Origin of the sequence: Duganella aceris, from assembly GCF_011090165.1 — a bacterium.
Classification (GTDB): Bacteria; Pseudomonadota; Gammaproteobacteria; order Burkholderiales; family Burkholderiaceae_D; genus Rugamonas; species Rugamonas aceris.
This window is the reverse complement of sequence record NZ_JAADJT010000007.1, coordinates 360,140-376,690: the sequence shown is the minus strand read 5'-3', so window position 1 is coordinate 376,690 and position 16,551 is coordinate 360,140. Positions and strand designations below refer to the sequence as shown.

General features: G+C 66.2%; 11 protein-coding genes. 3 read left to right on the top strand and 8 right to left on the bottom strand.

What is annotated here, in order from left to right:
* Nucleotide 1: 1 nt before the first annotated feature.
* The 8 genes from tssG to GW587_RS17420 all read right to left on the bottom strand — a co-directional run bounded on the left by tssG (nucleotide 2) and on the right by GW587_RS17420 (nucleotide 12,148).
* Nucleotides 2-1,165 (bottom strand): type VI secretion system baseplate subunit TssG, encoded by a 1,164-nt coding sequence (gene tssG, locus GW587_RS17455; protein ID WP_229259498.1) that lies wholly within the window; start codon nucleotides 1,163-1,165, stop codon nucleotides 2-4.
* On the bottom strand, nucleotides 1,153-2,907 hold the full coding sequence (tssF, locus tag GW587_RS17450; RefSeq protein WP_166105546.1) for a type VI secretion system baseplate subunit TssF: 1,755 nt from the start codon (nucleotides 2,905-2,907) through the stop codon (nucleotides 1,153-1,155). The genes tssG and tssF overlap by 13 nt, the downstream gene beginning before the upstream one ends.
* 16 nt (nucleotides 2,908-2,923) lie before the next feature.
* Nucleotides 2,924-3,382, bottom strand: a complete 459-nt coding sequence (gene tssE / locus GW587_RS17445) for a type VI secretion system baseplate subunit TssE (protein ID WP_166105545.1) — start codon at nucleotides 3,380-3,382, stop codon at nucleotides 2,924-2,926.
* Between the two features lie 59 nt (nucleotides 3,383-3,441).
* The gene (locus GW587_RS17440; protein WP_166105544.1) at nucleotides 3,442-3,927 is read right to left on the bottom strand and encodes an Hcp family type VI secretion system effector; all 486 of its coding nucleotides are present in this window, start codon (nucleotides 3,925-3,927) and stop codon (nucleotides 3,442-3,444) included.
* A 77-nt stretch (nucleotides 3,928-4,004) separates the two neighbouring features.
* The gene (gene tssC, locus GW587_RS17435) at nucleotides 4,005-5,498 is read right to left on the bottom strand and encodes a type VI secretion system contractile sheath large subunit (protein ID WP_166105542.1); all 1,494 of its coding nucleotides are present in this window, start codon (nucleotides 5,496-5,498) and stop codon (nucleotides 4,005-4,007) included.
* 51 nt (nucleotides 5,499-5,549) lie between these two features.
* Nucleotides 5,550-6,080, bottom strand: a complete 531-nt coding sequence (tssB, locus tag GW587_RS17430) for a type VI secretion system contractile sheath small subunit (protein ID WP_166105540.1) — start codon at nucleotides 6,078-6,080, stop codon at nucleotides 5,550-5,552.
* A 257-nt stretch (nucleotides 6,081-6,337) separates the two neighbouring features.
* Entirely contained in the window at nucleotides 6,338-11,494 is a 5,157-nt protein-coding gene (locus tag GW587_RS17425) for an ATP-binding protein (RefSeq protein WP_207393531.1), read from the bottom strand.
* On the bottom strand, nucleotides 11,495-12,148 hold the full coding sequence (locus GW587_RS17420; RefSeq protein WP_166105538.1) for a hypothetical protein: 654 nt from the start codon (nucleotides 12,146-12,148) through the stop codon (nucleotides 11,495-11,497). It lies immediately after the preceding gene.
* 198 nt (nucleotides 12,149-12,346) lie between these two features.
* Between GW587_RS17420 and GW587_RS17415 the strand changes: the two genes are divergently transcribed.
* From GW587_RS17415 to GW587_RS17405, 3 genes are all read left to right on the top strand, one after another.
* Nucleotides 12,347-13,966: a transporter substrate-binding domain-containing protein gene (locus GW587_RS17415; RefSeq protein WP_166105536.1), complete on the top strand. Its 1,620-nt coding sequence runs from the start codon at nucleotides 12,347-12,349 to the stop codon at nucleotides 13,964-13,966.
* Nucleotides 13,963-14,637 (top strand): ABC transporter permease subunit, encoded by a 675-nt coding sequence (locus GW587_RS17410; protein ID WP_207393530.1) that lies wholly within the window; start codon nucleotides 13,963-13,965, stop codon nucleotides 14,635-14,637. Before GW587_RS17415 ends, GW587_RS17410 begins: the two co-directional genes overlap by 4 nt.
* A gap of 106 nt (nucleotides 14,638-14,743) precedes the next feature.
* The gene (locus GW587_RS17405; RefSeq protein WP_166105534.1) at nucleotides 14,744-16,519 is read left to right on the top strand and encodes a hypothetical protein; all 1,776 of its coding nucleotides are present in this window, start codon (nucleotides 14,744-14,746) and stop codon (nucleotides 16,517-16,519) included.
* The last annotated feature ends 32 nt before the right edge of the window (nucleotides 16,520-16,551 follow it).

Sequence of the window (16,551 nt, the reverse complement as noted above, 5' to 3'; positions counted from 1 at the left end):
CTTAATTCCTTTCCGGCTCAGCGTCGGTCGCCAGCAGGAAGCGTGGTTGCTGGTAGTGCGCGGGCGCGGCGGCGCTTGCCGCGCCGGGCTGGCCGCACAGCCAGGCGCTCAGGCCCAACCGTGGCGCCAACGCCTCCCCCGACGCCGATGCCGATGCCGACTGCGGGCCGGGGGCCGACGCCGGGGCCGAGCTCGTCGCCGACGCCGACGCCGCCCCCGGCGCCGCAGCAGCAGTGGCCATCGCTGACGAGGCCGGCGCCGACGTCAGCCGCGTCTCCGGCCGCGCCGCCAGCACCAGCGTCAATTCGATCTGGATAGCGCTTTGCAAATGCCGCGCCACCAGCCACCCCAGCAAGGTATTGTCACGTCCGCCCGGCAGCAGCGACGCGAACCGCGCCGGCGCCAACGGCGGCGTGCTCAGCGCCATGCCGGCGCCCTGGTCCCACGCCCGCGCCCCAAGACAAGCCCCCATGCCCAGCCGCGCCTGAACGCTGGCCGGCCGCCCCTGGTCGTGCAAGCGAGCACGATCGCACAGCGCCAGCGGATGCCAACCACCGACGAACTGCCGGCCAGAAAAATGAACACCCATGCGATCCCGCAGCACCGCCAACAACGACGCCATCGAACGCGGCGCAGCACCCTGCACGCCGGCGTGACGCAACCAGGCCTGGTCGCCATCCGGACTACGCGCACCCTCGGCCCGCCCCAGCCCCGACAACGCATCCAGACTACGCACCAACGGCGCCCGGTCAACCTCGCCCGCGCTCAGCGCCAGATGATGCTTACGACGGCTGCGGTACAGGAATCCCAACAAGCGCTGATTGAAAATATCAAGAAAATCCAGACCCGAAACATCGCGCACACGGCGCCGCTCCATCAGCAGCTCGGTGAACGGCATCGGCAACGGACCGTGCACACCGGCCAGCGACAACGCCGGCGATTTCAGCGTCAGCGCCGGACCGGTCTGCGTGCTGTCGGCAAGACTGGTGATATCGCTGGGCGCGAACGCCAGATCGACCTGCGAAGACAGCCGCAAGGCCTCATCCATGCCGACCGAAGTGCCGACCGGCGCCAGCTCGGGCTCGCCGCGCTCCAGGATGCTGATCGCCTGGAACAGATTGAAGGCGTGCGGCTCGTCCCGCAACAGCGACATCAGATCAGACATTGGCGTCCAGTCATCGCAGGCCACTGCATCCAAGGTTCGCCGCCGCGCGTGACGGCCAGCCGGACGAAGGAGTTAGCGGAAGTGTACAAGGCGAAAAAGCGCGACAGCACGCCGGCCAGCACCAGCGGCGAAGTGCCGACAAAGGCATCGGCATCGAACTCAAGCACGATGTCGGTGCCCCGGCAATGGCCGCGCCAGATATCGTTGCCGAGCCGGGCGGTGGCGACGCTGGCCGCCATGCTCTTGACGCCGCGCACCTGCGCCTGGTCGCGCGCGCTGTCGCCGGCGAACAGCATCAACATCTGCTGCAGCGTCTGCACGCCGTTGGTGCCGTCGACCAGCGAACGGTGATTCAGCCGCAGCAGCGCCACCAGCGACCACAGCGCCTTGGCGTCCATCACCGGCGTGCGTTGCGCGCTGGGCTGGTACAACGAGCGGATCCGGGTGGAGGTCGACACGCCGTCGCCATAAAACCGGGTGCCCGGCGAAATCTGTTCGGCCAGCATGCGGTTGGTGCACAGCAGCTGGGCATACACCACCGGCTCGCTCGGCACCGCGCGCACGTCGCTGCGATCGATAAAACTCAGATACACGTCGGTGCCATTGATGCCCTTGCGCAGGCTCATCTCGCGCCGCAGCGACCAGAACACCGACGCGCCGGAACCGGACCCGTCGGCCGTCTCGGCGAACACGCTGGGGATGATTTCCGGCCGGTCGGCGCGCGGATCGGAGGCCGTCACCGACACCACCGAATGCACCTCGGTGATCGCCTCGCGCTGGTAGTCGGGCACCAGCAGGTATTCGTAATGGCGCCGGTCCAGCCGGATCGGCTCGCTGGTAACCGGGAACAGGTTGACCGCCGGCACGCAGCCGAGCAGGAAATTTTCCGCGCTCAGCAGCGACAGCACGCGGGCGCTGCGGTTGAACACCAGCCGCACCGAGAAGCCCTGCCCCGTGCCCAGCAAGCCGCGCAAGCCCTTCAGGTCGAAGAACTGGAACTTGCGCGGGAAGGCGAAATATTCCTGCAACAGCGCGTAGGCCGGATGGGCGTGCGCCGGCTGCGCCAGGATCGCCTCGTCCTCCGCGAAACCGACTTCGCTCAGGTTATTTGGACCCAGCCGGTGCAGCGCGCCGCCGCCGGCCGCCAGCTCGATGCGCTCCAGGCCGCTGATCAGCAGCTCGTGCAACGGCATGGTGGTCAGCAGGTCGCCGGACAGGTGCAGCCGCAGCGTGTCGAGCTCCAGCTCGGAGACGTCGAGGCCCTCGTCGCAGCGCAGGTCCAGCCGCAGCGTGCGGGTGTCCTCCATCTTGATCGCCGCCACCTTCAGCGGCCACAGCGTGGTGTTCCACGCCACCTGGAAGCGGCAGTTCTCGCCGCTGGCGGCGGTGGTCGACAACATCGTGCCGCGCGCCACCGGCATGCCGGCCATCACCTTGCCCTGGGTGGCGTCGAGCGTCATCTGCACCACCGTCATGGCCGGTACCGGCTGCGTCAGGCTGGGGCACAGATTGTCCAGCATGGCGCCGGCGATGGTCGGGAAGTCGCGGTCGAGGTCGCGGTGCACGCGCGCCGTCAGAAACGCCACCGACTCGATCAGCCGCTCGGTGTGCGGGTCGGCCGATTCGCCGCCGGACAACACCAGCCGCTGCGCCACCTTCGGATAGCGCGCGGCGAAGTCGGCCGACTGGGTGCGCAGGTAGGACAGCTCGCGCCGGTAGTATTCGAGAATGTCGTCGCTCACGCCCGCACTCCCGCCGTCATGCGGCCGCCATCAAGGTCGCGGAACGGGCGTCCAGCGCGACATCGAAATTGACGCGGCACAGTTGCTCGCCCAGCGCCACGACGGCGGAGATCGCCGCGTGCGCCGCGTACGGCCGCACCGGGTCGGGTTGCACCTGTACCCGCACATGGGACATGCGCGGCTCGTACAACGCCACGCAGCGGCACAGCACGGCGGACCAGGTGGCCAGGTCCTGGTCGGATTGCGGCGACAACGCCAGCATGTCCGGCAGGCCGTAATCGCGCACCGTCGGTTCGCCGTTGAGGAATTGGGGGATGGACAGGGAATTGCGCACATTGAACAAGCGCATCAGATCGAGCCGCAGCGAATGCTGCAGGCCGCCGCCATCGAGCAGACGGCCGTCCGGCGCGGCGTGGGACATGCCGGTCAGCCGGTCGAACAACGGAACCAGCGACGCCGTGATGGCTTTAGACATAATTTCAGAACGCTCGGCGAGATCAACAAAGAGGCGGCGGGCGCCGCCTCCGACAGGCATCAATCCGCTTTCATCGTCTCCAGGTTCCAGTTCCAGGTACCGGTGCCTTTGGCGGTCGAATCCGACTGCTGCTGGGTGTAGTCGCACTTGATCTTGGTGAAGCTGATCGAGAACGAGTCCGACGGGATCCCGCCACCGCCCGAGGTGGAGATGTTGGAGATCATGGCGTTGGTCATCTCGTACTTGAAGAAGCTCATGTACTTGCCGTTTTCGACGCGGCCGACGTACAGCGTGGCGGTGCCGATCTTGCTGCCCTGGGTGCAGGCCTTGTACATTTCGGTAGTCGACAGGTCGGACATCTTCGAGAACGAGATCTCGGAAAACACCGGACGGCCCGAGGTACGCTCGGTGTTCGACGAATCCATCTGCAGCGGAATCGAGGCGCTGTGCGAGTACGACAGCACGATGATCTTGTCGGTATAGCCGGTGATCTGGCTGTTGCCCTTGATGGTCGTGCCCAAATCTAAAATAAGTACGTCAGACATTGCTGGCTCCAAATTTGATAAGCAAGACCGGGCGTGGCGCCCGGCCTTGCGAAAACATCAGTGTGTAGTGCGCGCGATCAAGCCGCAGCGGCCGGCAGTTCGGCGACCAGGCGGATCGAGGTGGTCAGTTCTTCCATCTGGAAGTGCGGACGCAGGAACACGGTGGCCGAGTAGGCGCCGGGCTTGCCCGCCACCTCGGTCACGTCGACACGGCCTTCGGCCAGCGGGAAGCGGGCTTTTTCGCCCTGCGTCGCGTTGGCGCTCAGCAGCACGTAGGAGCTCAGCCATGCGTTCAGGAAGTTCTCCACGCCGGCGCGGTTCTGGAAGCTGCCGATCTTGTCGCGCATGATGACTTTGATGTAGTGCGCGAAGCGCGAAGCGGCCAGCACGTACGGCAGGCGCGCCGACAACGCGGCGTTGGCGTTGGCCGCGTCCAGGTTGTACATCTTCGGCTTGTTGACGGTCTGGCCGCCGAAGAACGCGGCGAAGTCCGAACCCTTGGAATTGACCACCGAGATGAAGCCCAGGTCGTTCAATTCCTTCTCGCGGCGGTCGGTGATCGCCACTTCGGTCGGGCACTTGAGGACGGTGTCGCCTTCGTCGGTCTTGAAGGTGTGCGCGGTCATGCCGCTGACCTTGCCGCCGCCTTCGACGCCGCGAATCGCGGTGGTCCAGCTGTGCTTGGCGTAGGCGTCGGTGATGCGCAGCCCCAGCTGGTAAGCCGAGTTGGCCCACAGGTATTTGCTGTGGTCGCGGCCGTCGACGTCTTCCTCGTAGCTGAAGCTTTCGACCGGATTGGTCTTGGCGCCGTACGGCAGACGGGCGGCGTAGCGCGGCAGCACCATGGCGACGTAACGCGAATCTTCCGAATCGCGGAAGCCGCGCCACGAGGCCAGCTCGGCGCTTTCAAAGATTTTCGACAGGTCGCGCGGCACGCCGAGGTCGGTGAACTCGCCCATGTCGAACAGCGACGGCGCGGCGGCGGTGATGAACGGCGCGTGCGCGGCGGCGGCGACCTTGGACAGGCGCTCCAGCAGGGCGATGTCTTGCGGGTGACGGCCGAAGTAGTAATCGCCGATCAGCAGCGAATACGGATTGCCGCCGAAGGTGCCGTACTCTTCTTCGTACACTTTTTTGAACAGCACGCTCATGTCGTGGTCGACCGCGTTTTCCAGGTCTTTCAGCAGCTCTTTCTTCGACACGTTCAGCAGGCGCAGCTTCAGGTTGGTGCCGGTTTCGGTGCCGTAGACCATGTCGTGCAGGCCGCGCCACGAACCTTCCAGCTTCTGGAAGTCTTCGTGGTGCATGATGGCGTTCAGCTGGTCGCTCAGGATGCGGTCGATTTCGGCGACGCGTTCGTTGATGGTGGCGACCACGCCCTTGTTCGGCGCCGTCTTCATGCCTTCGTCCAGCACCTGGGTGGCGAATTGGCCCAGCAGTTTTTTGGCGTACGCGTTTTGCGATGGCTCGATCGCCATCTTGCCTTCCTGGACGATACGGTCCAGCAGGCTCAGTTCTCCGGTTTCAACGGACTTACCAGCACCGCTCTTGGCGGCTTGATTGGTGGCCATGATTTAACTCTCTGTAAACAAATGTTTGGAAGGAGCGCGTGGCGCCCGCTGTCAGGAAGGGGTGGCTTCTGCCGCGCCTTCGGCCGCAGGTGCGCCGGCGTCCTGGTCCTTGAGTGTCTTCAGCTCCTGGGTGTTCTGGACGATGTTTTCCAGCAGGGCGTCGAGTTCATCGTTGCCGTCCAGTTTGCCGAGCAGGTCGCGCAATTGCTGACGCACTTCCAGCAACTTGGCCAGACGTGGGATTTGCGTGACGATCGATTCCGGATGGAAGTGTTCGAATTCGGTGAAATTGAGTTCGACTTTGAGGTTGCCTTCGCCTTTGAGCGTGTCCGGTACGGACAGGTCGAGGCGCGGGGCGATCTTGCCCATGACTTCGTTGAAGTTGTCGCGATCGATTTCGATCAGGCGACGGGACTTCAGCTTCGCTGGCGGAACCAGCGGTTGGCCGGAGAGATCGGCCAGCAGACCCACCACCAGGGGCAGCTCTTTTTTCTCGATGGCACCACCGATTTCGACGTCGTAGGTGATCTGGACCCGAGGAGGACGATTACGCCCCACCCATTTTTGTAAGCTGTCTGACATTCACATCCTCACATTTCTGGTAATTCACGGACGACGGAGGGATACAGAGCGGATGAGTGAAGGCCAGTACATAACCTATCGCCACCGACCTTTTCGCTGCGCCGCAACATATTAGAAAGGTACAATAGTTTCCGGTGCTCAATTGATATTAAATGTAAATTCTGTTGGCAACAAGCTTTTTTTCCAGCTTTACGATGTTTTATATGACCCCTCTGTGACATAGCAGAATCAGCGTGGTTTTCACGCTAATGGGGTTGTCAAATTGTGTCTTTTGTGTGAGTGACAACAGTGGCTGGTGGGGGCGTTGCGCTTGCGGCGTGCAAGCTGTTGATGCTGCTGGATGTGATCGGCGATGGAGGGATTTGGGACGGTCGGAGCGCTTGACCGCCCAGCCGGCTTGACGAGTAGGAGAGCTTGACGCCGTTCCAGCGCGCGCCGCCAAAACGGGCCGCCAAGGGGAACGTGGTGGCTGCGGTGGCTGTGGCGGCGACGGCTGTGGCGGCTGTTGCGCCCGTGGCGGCTGTGGTGGCTGTGGTGGCTGTTGCGCCCGTGGCGGCTGTGGTGGCTGTGGTGGCTGTGGTGGCTGTGGTGGCTGTGGTGGCTGTGGCGGTTGTGGCGGCTGGCGCGGAGCCGGCAGGCCACGGCGAGCCCGTCGAAGACGTCGCGCCAGCGCCGCCAAGCGTATCGGATGCATGGCTGGCGCCGATTGGCGCGCCGGCGACATCGGACGCATTTGCGCTATCCAACATGGCCGAGCCGGATTTGACGCGCCCTGCTGCACCACCGGCCGCATCGGCTTCCGCGTTCGCGCCACCGTCTCCGTCGGCAGTCGCGTCGTGACCACCAAGCTGGCCGTCTGGCGGCTCGCCGGCGTGGGCGTCGTTGCCGCTCGCCGTGCCGGCTTCCGAGCCCTTGCCGTTGCTGTGTCCCGCGTCCGCTTCGGCGCCGGCGTGATTGTCGCTCTCAGCGCCAGCCTCAGCGCCTGCGTCGTTGCCGCTCTGAGTGGCTCGTTCCACGCCGGTGCCGGTTGCGCCATCTTGGTCAGCAGCTGCTGTCGATTTTGCCTCATCGCCACTGGATGCCGTGCCATCTCCAGCCGCGCCGTCCGGTTCGTCGTTTGCAGGGTTGTGCACCGCATCGCCGTCTGCGTCATCGCTTGAGGCCGTCGGCCCATCGCCTTCATTTACTGGCGACACATTAGCATCCGCAGTGGCGCCGTTCGATCCGTCAGCACCGGCATCGGCACCATCACCGCCTTGCGCCGGGCGTGCGCCGCCGGCCTTCATCGCCTTGCTCGCGCCGGCAGCCGATTCAGTTGCGGCCAATTCAGTTGCGGCTGGTTCCGCCGCAGCTGCGGCGGCGGCCTCCGTCGCGGGAGCGAGTTCGGCGGCGGCAAGCTCTTTGGCCTCGTCGGCGCTGGACGGCGCGCCGGTCGCCGACGCAGGGCTTGGCGTCGCGACGTCTGCGTCGGCTGGATCCGCTGCGGCTGGGTCGGTCGCGGCGGCTGGATTGGCTGCGGCAGGTGGAGCGCTGGCGTCCACGGATGGTGCCGACGCGGAGTCCGCCTTCGTCGCAGTCGCGGGCGGCTGAAGTGCGTTGGCTGATGGCGTTGGCGTGTCGGCGGGGGCGGCGGATGCGGTGTCGGCCGGCGTGTTGCCGAGGGCCTGGCCAGCCGCCAATCGATTGCCGCCCATCTTGCGGGGGAGCGCACCGGCGTTGGGCAGCGTAGCCGCTTCCAAGGCAGGTTCGGCGGCGGCGCCGGCGGGGGCAGCGGTGTCGCCGGCAGTTGCGGCGGCTCCGGCTTTGAGGCGTTTAGCCGGCAGTCCCGGAGGCGAGTTCGCATCATCGGGCTGGCCGGCATCATTGGAGCCGGTGGCGACATCCGGCGGATTGCCTGCGCCGTCTTGCGGGGCATCACCAGGCAGTTCTGGGCAGCCGTCAAGCTGATCCGCTTGCTCTTCGGCTGGCGGTGCGGCGTCGCCGGGCAAGGTTCGTGGCTGCTTGGTCTCGTCGGAGCTGGCATCGGCGTTGATGTTGGCATTGGCAGCGGCGTCTGCCCCGCTGTCGCCCGCCGCGACGTCGACTGCCGAGCTGACATTGTCGGCATCGCTGCCCTCGCCGCTCGCGGTCGAATCCGCCGAAGCGGCTGCCGCGCCATTGGCGGATGCGGCGCTGCCTGCGTCGTTCGCACCGCCGCCGGCCGCCGTATCGCCGTTCGCTATGCCGTCGCCGGCCGCCGTATCGCCGTTTGCCACGCCGTCGCCGCCGCCATCGCCGCCATCGCCGCCAGCGCCGTTTGCGGCGTCGCCATCTTCTGCCCCATCTCCCGCACCGCTGCGGCCGGCGGCGGCGCCGTCGGTGGCCGCAGCATTGTCCGCGCCGGCCGCATCCCCCGCCGAGTCGCCGGACGCTGCGGGGGAATTTGCTCCATCCGAGTCGGCGGGAGCCGCAGTACTGGCGGCCGCTCCGGCCGAGCCGGCAGCAGCGGCGGTGGCGGTGGCGGTGGCGGTGGCAGCAGCGGTGGCTGCTGTGGCTGCATTGGCGGCAGCGGCGGCGGTTTCCGCAGTCGCCTCGGCGCCGGCGCCGGCGTCGGCCAAGGCCGTCTCGCCGCCATGCTTGACCACTTCCGCATCGACGATCGCCTCGGCCTTGATCGCCTCGGCGCGCGCCGTGTTGACTTGCGCCTGCACCGCCTCCACCTCCGCCAGCGTCAGCTTGATGCCGGCCTGAGCCTCATCCTTCCTGGCCTCGGTGTCGGCCGTGGCCTGCTCCGCCGCCGCGCCGACATCGGCCTCGGCGGCGACGATTTGCGCCGCCAGCGCCTGCTCCGATTCCTTGGCCGCCTCGGCCGCCGCAGTCGCCTGCTCCGCCTGCGCCTCGACGTCAGCCAACGCCGCATCGCCCCCCTCGCCATAGCCCGCCGTCACCGACTCCGACTGCGCCCGCGCCTCGTCCAGCGAACCGGACATCTCCTCCAACGCCCCATCGGCACCATCGGCCACGCCCTGCGCGTCCGCCCGCATGCCGTCGAACGACGTCTGCACCTGCGCGGCGATCGACTCCGATTCCTGCATCGAATCGCCGGCCTCCTGCGCGCCCGACTGCGCCGTCTCGCCGGCCGTTTGCACTTCCGTCGCACACTCGCTGGCCTGCGACGACGCCTGCGTCACCCGCGCCAGCAAATCGCCGCCCATCTGCTGCGCATCGGCCTGCCAGCTCGCCACCTGCGCCGCCAGATCGCCGGCGCGCTCGACGTCGCCCCGCACCTGCTGATAGGTCGCGGCGGTCGCGTCATAGAACGCCGCGTACGGCGCCACCTGCTCCGCCGCCGCGCCGATATTCAGCGCGCGGATCGCATCCATCACCTGGTCGACATAGCCGAGCGCCTGGCCGGTGGCCTGTCGCACCTGCTGGCGCGCCATGTCGCTGACCGATTGCACCTGGACCTTGGCGCCGTCGACCGTGTCGGCCAGCCTGGTGATCGGCGCCTGCGCCTGCTCCCTGGCCGAGTTCATCGCCCGGCTCAGCGTCGCCAGGCCGTCGCGCGCCAGCACCACCGCCTGCGCCACCTCCTCCTTGCCCTGCATCAGCGCCTTCTGCAACGGCGCGCCGGCCGCCTGGATCTGCGCCTCCAGCGGCGCCAGCGTACGGTCCAGCAAGGCCGACAACTCATCCTGCAAGCGCCGCACCAAGGGTTCGCACTGCAACTGCGCCAGACACTGCTCGGCCGCCGCCCGCACCCGGTCCAGCACCTGATGCGCCATCGCGCACGCCTTGTCGACCTGCTCCTGCAGCAACGGCGGGATTTTTTGCGCGGCGTCGCCGACCAGCACCATCGCCGCCTGCATCTGCTCCAGCAAGCCCAGCAGCGCATCGATCGCCACCTGCACCTGGGCGATGGCCTGGTCCAGCAGCGGGTTCAGCGCCTCGACCAGGCCGATCGCCTGGTCCATCAGCCCGGTCGCCGTGTCGCCCGCCGTCTTGACCGCCGCGCGCGCGCCGGCGATCGCAGTCTTGACGCCGGGGATCATCGCCTTGATGCCGACGAACAGGCCGCGCGCCAGCATCAGCGGCGGCGCCTTCATCATGTAGCGGGTGCAGATTTCAATCGCGCCGGTGCACAAGGCGTCGGCCTGGTCGAGCTCGCTGGCGGCGGCATCCAGCGCGCTGTTGGCCTGCGCGACGAACACCGGAATATTGCCCTTGACCTGCACCAGCATCGCGACCGCCTCGGCGATCATGGTGCGCACCGGTTCGAAATTCTCCGGCAGCTGGCGCAGGATGGTCTTGGCGTGCTCGGCCTCCTCGTCCAGCTCGGCCAGCAATTGCCGCACCTTGTCGACCTCCTCGCGGATCACCGTGATGACATCCTGCAAGGCTTGGGCGATCGCGTCGACCCGCACGTCGAGCATGTCGAGCGGTTGCATGACCTTGCGCACCAGTGCGTCGACATTGGCGCCGGCCGAGGCCAGCGCGTCGAACACGAGGTCGGCCTGGGCGCGGGCGGCGGCGATCGGCTTGAACAGGATGTCGGCCACATGGCTGAGCTGGCGCGAACTTTCATCGAACAGCGCGTCGACGGCACGCCCCTCGTCGGCCAGCGTATCGCTGCTGTCGTCGACCAGGTCGATCGCGGCCTGCAGCGGCGCCAGCAAATCGTCGCCCTTGCTGCGTATCAGGTCCGACACGCCGCCGATCACGTCCAGCGCCTGGCCGGTGGCCAGCGCCATCTGCTCCTGCACGTCGTCGACGTTGCCGCTCAGCGTGTCGCGCAAGGCCTGCGCCTGGGCCAGGCTGTCGCTTTGCAATTGTTCCGCCTTGGCCAGCAACGTCTGCGTCAGCGCGGCCCCGGCGCCCGCGCCGCCCTGCAGCGTGCCCAACTGCTCCAGCTGCGCCGACAGCGGCAGCAGGTCGCGTCCGTATTGCTCGAACATCGCGCCGCTGCGCACGGCCAGGTCGGCCAGCGCCTGGCCGCGCGACGGCAGGCTGTTGAAGAACGCCATCTGGCCGCTGAAGTCCGGCACCAGATTCGACAGCTCGGGCAGCAGATTGCTCATCGACTGCACCGCCTCGTTGGCGGAGTCGATCACGGTCTGCACCTCGGCCGCCTGCGCCAGCAGGCGCTGCGGGATCGCGGCCGCGTCGCTGGCCAGCCGGCGCAAATCGCTGGCGGCCGTTTCCAGCACGCCGGTACAGCAATCGATGATGGGTTGCGGGTTGAGCAGGTCCGGGATCGCCTTGATCTGCTCGGCGACCTTGAGCACCTCGGCCTTCAGCGACTCGGCGCAGGCGCTCACCTCGGCGACAAAGGTCTCGCCCTGCTCGACCACCGTGTCGGCGGCGGTCTTCATGGCGTCGGCGATGCGCACGGGACTTTGCGGCAGGACCTCCAGCGCGTGGTCGATCACCTTCATCTACAGGTCGCCCAGCGTGGTCGTGGTTTTGGCGCTGGCCGCGCTGAGTGCTTCCTTGATCGCCGCCACCTTGCTCGGCGCCGGGTCCAGCGACAACGAGGCTCTGCCGATGGTGGCGATGGTGGCCTGCACCTGTTCCAGCGATTGGTTCAGCTCGGGCAGCACTTCGGCGCCCTCGATACGGATATCCTCCAGCGCCGGCAGCAGGTTCTCCAGCGCCGGGATCGCCGGCAGCGAGCTGAGCGCGGGCAAGGCCGACAGCGCGGCGGCGGCCATGGCGGCCGCCGGCGGCGCCACCAACCGGCCCGGCCGCGCCTGCCGGCTCATTTCCTCCATCACCAGGATGGCGCCGCTCATCAGGCGCCCGGCCAGCGCATGCAGCCAGCCGTCGACGCCGGCGGCGGCGGTGGCCAGCGACGGCCCGGAACGCTGCAGCAACCAGCGCAGCTCGGCGCGCGCGGCCGGTTCACCCAGCCAGTAGCGCAGATATTGGTGCGCCTCGTCGGTGGAGACGAAGCGCCGGCGCGCGCCCGGCATGTGGCTCTGGTCGCCCAGGCCGCCGCCTTGCAGCAACACCTGTCCGACCTGGCCTCCAGATTCGTAAAATGTGACGCGGCTGGAATGACGCCATAAACTGGCCAGGGGATGCAGCATGGGTAACTTGAGATGACAGGGATCAACTGACGGTCGGGAAACATTAACATGGCCGGCTTGATAAGGCAAACCCGGACCAGCCCCGGCAATCGGCCCTGGATGCGACACCTGGGCATCCCGGCGTTGCATGATGGGGGCGCGTCAGTTAGCATTGGGAAACATCCGGCGCCCGATGCCGGCACAGAAAAACATGCACAAATGCTCAACAAAGATTTTTTGAAAACGCTGGGCCTGATCGGTTTGTGTTTGCTGACCCTGATCGCCGGCGCCGCCCGCGCCTCCGACAGCCCCGCGCTCGACAACATCCTCAAGAAGAATGTCATCCGGATCGGCGTCAAGACCGACTTCAGCCCGTACAACTCGATCAATTCCAACAACGAAATCGTCGGCTTCGAAAGCGACGTGGCCGAGCTGATCGCCAAGCAGCTGAACGTCAATCTCAAAAAAGTCAGCATCACCACCGAAAACCGCTTCCAGAAGCTGGAACTGGGCGAGGTCGACATCCTGCTCGCCACTGTCGGCGACACCGCCGCGCGGCGCAAGATCGCCACCGCCGTCGAGCCGGGCTACAACGAAACCAGCGTCAACGTGCTGTTCCGGCCGGGCCAGGCGGTCGAAACCTGGAGCATGCTGCGCCAATCCACCATCTGCGCCGTGCAGGGCAGCTACTTCAACAAGCCGATGAGCGAACGCTACCTACTGTCGCTGCAAACCTACAAGACCGTGCGCGACGCGCATCTGGCGCTGCAGGACGGCCAGTGCACCGGCTTCCTGTACGCCACCGCGGCGCTGCACAACACCCGTCAGCAGGCGCTGTTCAGCGGCTACACGATGCCGCTGCCGAACGCGCTGATCACGCCGATGGCGATCTTCATCGCCCGCAACGAGCTGGGCGGCGCGCTGGACCGGGCGCTGGGCGACATCCTGGCCGAGCTGCACCGCAGCGGCTGGCTGCTGGAGGCCAACAACAAATGGGGCATCGCCTCGACCGGCTGGCTGACGACCCAGCAACACCTCTGGTCGGAAAAAGACGAGCAAGGCGAATACGTGTGCGCGCGCAACACCAGCGGCCACTGGACCGCCGCCTGCCGCAGCGTCGAGTATGTGTCGAGCGACGAAGTCAGCGGGGTGCAGAAAGTCGGCCTGTGGATCAAGGAACAGCTGGGGGTCGACCTGAATTTCATCTACGACCCCTATGACCGCACCCAGTTCGTCACCGGCATCGTCTACACCATGCTGCTGATCGCCAGCAGCATCGCCATCAGCCTGACGCTGGGCATCGGCGTCTCGGTGCTGGTGGACGGCAAGCGCGGCCTGGGCATCGCGGCGGTGCACGGCGTGATGGCCTATGGACGGCTGACGCCACCGCTGCTGATGATGTACCTGATCTTCTTCGGCATGGGCGGCTGGCTGATGCGCGACTTCGGCATCAAGCTGTCGGCGTTCGCGGTGGCGGCGTTCTGCTCCGGCTACTACACGGCGGGCCTGGTGATGCGCGCGCTGCTGGAGGCGGCCAAGCACATCCGCACCTACGACGACGGCTATCTGCTGCGGCTGAACAACCTGGGCCGCACCGCCAGCTACGCCAACTGGCCAGTCAAGCAGGCGCTGATCAACCTGACCAAGCAGACCATGATCGCCTCGGCCATCGCCATCCCGGAACTGCTGAGCGCCAGCAGCCTGCTGATCGCGGAAAAGGGCAATATTTTCCTGACCATGACGGTGCTGCTGATTACCTTCTTCCTGATCACCAGCTTGTGGACCAGGATCTTCAATTACATGGAAAAGGCCTTGCTGCCGGTGGCGGGACAATCATGATGGACACTTTCTCCTTCCTGCTGACCTGGACGCCGTTCCTGCTGCAGGGCTTCATGTGGAATATCTTCATCGCCATCTGCGCCGTGACGCTGGGCTCGCTGATCGGCGCCGGCCTGGCCTGGATGCGGGTCAGGAAAGGCGGCAAGCTGGGCGCGTTCGCCGAGCAGCTGTCGCACTTCCTGCGCGGCGTGCCGACCTTGGCGCTGATCTTTTACGCGGTGTTCGTGCTGCCCAGCGAATTCACCGTGATCGGCACCGGCTGGACCGTGCACATCCCGCAGTGGGTCAAGGCGGTGATCGGCCTGTCGGCGGCGCCGCTGTCGTTCACCTCGGAGAGCCTGGTGGTGGCCTACCGCGCCTGGTCGCGCGGCGACATCGGCGCCGCGCTGCTGTTCATCCCGACCTGGATCAATGTGTTCCTGATTTCCTTCGTCGCCTCGAGCGCCTCGTCGCTGGTTGGCGTGAGCGAGCTGGTGAGCCGCTGCAACACCGTGATCGCCGCCACCGGCACCAGCGTCATGGTGCCGGTGTACATTTATTGCAGCTTCTACTTCGTCGTCACCTCGCTGCTGTTCACGGCGCTGATCAAGAAATTCAAGAGCTCGATGCTGATGGCGCGCATCGACCAGCGCATGCGCCACGCCTACGCGCTGAGCGCGGCGCGGGGCTGATATAAGATGACCGCGCGTTGGCGCTGGTATAAGATAGATGCAATTTCCTAACGGAAAATTCTATTAGGTAGTTCGGCAAACCTTTTCATTGAAGAGACTTACCATCATGCCCGTGCAAAAACTCGACCTCGCTTACGTCACCTCGATGCTCAAAGCAAATACGGCAGACTTCAGCGCCCTTAGCCGCGAGAAGGCGGCCGAGATCACCACCGAGATCCAGGCCAGGAAGTTCGACGATCCGACGCGCTTGGCCGAGATGAGCAAAATCGAGCTGCCGCAAACGCTGGAGGCGTGGAAGGCCGCCACCGATGTCGACGGCCTGTTGACCAGCAGCTTCTTCGGCACCAAGACCGCCAGGGCGCGCGGCCCGACGCTGCAAATCGTCGACCGCGCCTACGACGCATGGATCAAGGACATCACCAACGGCGGCAACGCCGCCAACCTGCAGGCGGCGCTGGAGAACTATCGCGGCTTCGCCTACAAGATGACCAGGAACGAAGCGTTTTCCGGCGTCAGCACCGACCACCGCAGCGCGCGCAACAAGAACAATGTGATGGACGACGTGATGGCGGTGGCCACGCTGATGGCGCTGCTGGACAAGAAATTCCGCAACAACGATGAAGACCGCCGCGCCACGCGCGAGATGATGGTGACGCTGATGGCCAACATCCGCGTCGAGTGGGAATGGCACAAGGACGCGCTCGGCGGCCTGGCGCTGGCGCCCGGCATCATCGACGTGATTCCCGGCGCCAGCGACGCCATCGCCAACGGCGTCATCGGCGTGCTGAAAAACGGCACCGGCCAGATCGTCACCGGCAGCGTGGCCGGCGCGGCGGCGGCCGGCGGCATCGGCTACGGCGCCTACACGGCGGCCACCACCACCGATGCCAAGGCCAAGCTGTTCAAGTTCCTGCAGGAGCAGTGCAATAACTTCGCCAACTGGATAGGCACCACCTTGCAACGGATACTCGGCGGCGATCTGCGCGACATCGTCGCCATGGCGGCCAAGGCACTCAAGCCGGTGTTCACGCAGGTGTGGAAGGCGGCGTCGACCTTCGTCGGCGGCGCCGGCGACATCGTGTCCGGCCTGACCGGCCTGGCCAAGGATGCCTGGACCCGCCATACGATCACCGTGCAGCAGACCGAGCTGGTCACCAGCGACGGCGCGTTCGCCATCCTGCGCAGCGGCATCGATCGCGGCATCGCGCTGCGCCAGGCTGTTTCGGCCTGGACCATGGCCAAGGGCGCGATTTCCACCACGCTCACCGTGGTCAGCGCCGGCACGGTGTCGAAAATCGCCGATCTGCTGCTGGCCGGCTTCGAATTCGTCTTCAAGATGGTCTACAACGCGCTGGAAGACCGCCGCATCCAGGCCTTCATGCTGGAAGCGCGGACCATGTTCCAGAAAGTGCGCACCCGTGGCCAGCACAAAGGCAGCGCCAAGCCCAAGGCGGCCGCCAAGGGCGCCCCGATTACCGAACAGGAAATGCCGATGGTGGCGCGGGGCACCATGCCGGCCTTCGCGGCGGCCCACTACACCGGCGACCAATTCATGGACGATTGGCGCGGCACCTACCTGAATTTCTTGTACTCGATGGTCAAGGCGAGCCCGGTGATGGCGGCGATCGTGATGAATTCGGGTTTGATCGACGAGCGGGACGTGTTCCATGCGGCGACGCCGAGGAGCGACGAGGACGTGGCGCGCGCGGCCGTCCATGTGTTCACGCTGAAAGAGGAAGCGAAGCGGCTGTTTGGCGAATGCAACTTCAAGATCACGCCGGCCAATATTGCGGACCTGCAGAGCGGTTCGACGGCGGCGTCGTATCAGGACCTGGTGCGCAGAGCCCAGTCGGCGACCCAGCCGAATCTGATCGCCGCCTGAGCGGCCGCGCCGGGGGATGGCGCGGCGACGGA

Coding starts and splice junctions, on each gene's coding strand:
- tssE (WP_166105545.1), bottom strand. CDS start 3,382: ATGTCTAAAGCCATCACGGCGTCGCTGGTTCCGTTGTTCGACCGGCTG.
- GW587_RS17420 (WP_166105538.1), bottom strand. CDS start 12,148: ATGCTGCATCCCCTGGCCAGTTTATGGCGTCATTCCAGCCGCGTCACA.
- GW587_RS17415 (WP_166105536.1), top strand. CDS start 12,347: ATGCTCAACAAAGATTTTTTGAAAACGCTGGGCCTGATCGGTTTGTGT.
- GW587_RS17425 (WP_207393531.1), bottom strand. CDS start 11,494: ATGAAGGTGATCGACCACGCGCTGGAGGTCCTGCCGCAAAGTCCCGTG.
- GW587_RS17440 (WP_166105544.1), bottom strand. CDS start 3,927: ATGTCTGACGTACTTATTTTAGATTTGGGCACGACCATCAAGGGCAAC.
- tssB (WP_166105540.1), bottom strand. CDS start 6,080: ATGTCAGACAGCTTACAAAAATGGGTGGGGCGTAATCGTCCTCCTCGG.
- tssC (WP_166105542.1), bottom strand. CDS start 5,498: ATGGCCACCAATCAAGCCGCCAAGAGCGGTGCTGGTAAGTCCGTTGAA.
- GW587_RS17405 (WP_166105534.1), top strand. CDS start 14,744: ATGCCCGTGCAAAAACTCGACCTCGCTTACGTCACCTCGATGCTCAAA.
- tssG (WP_229259498.1), bottom strand. CDS start 1,165: ATGTCTGATCTGATGTCGCTGTTGCGGGACGAGCCGCACGCCTTCAAT.
- GW587_RS17410 (WP_207393530.1), top strand. CDS start 13,963: ATGATGGACACTTTCTCCTTCCTGCTGACCTGGACGCCGTTCCTGCTG.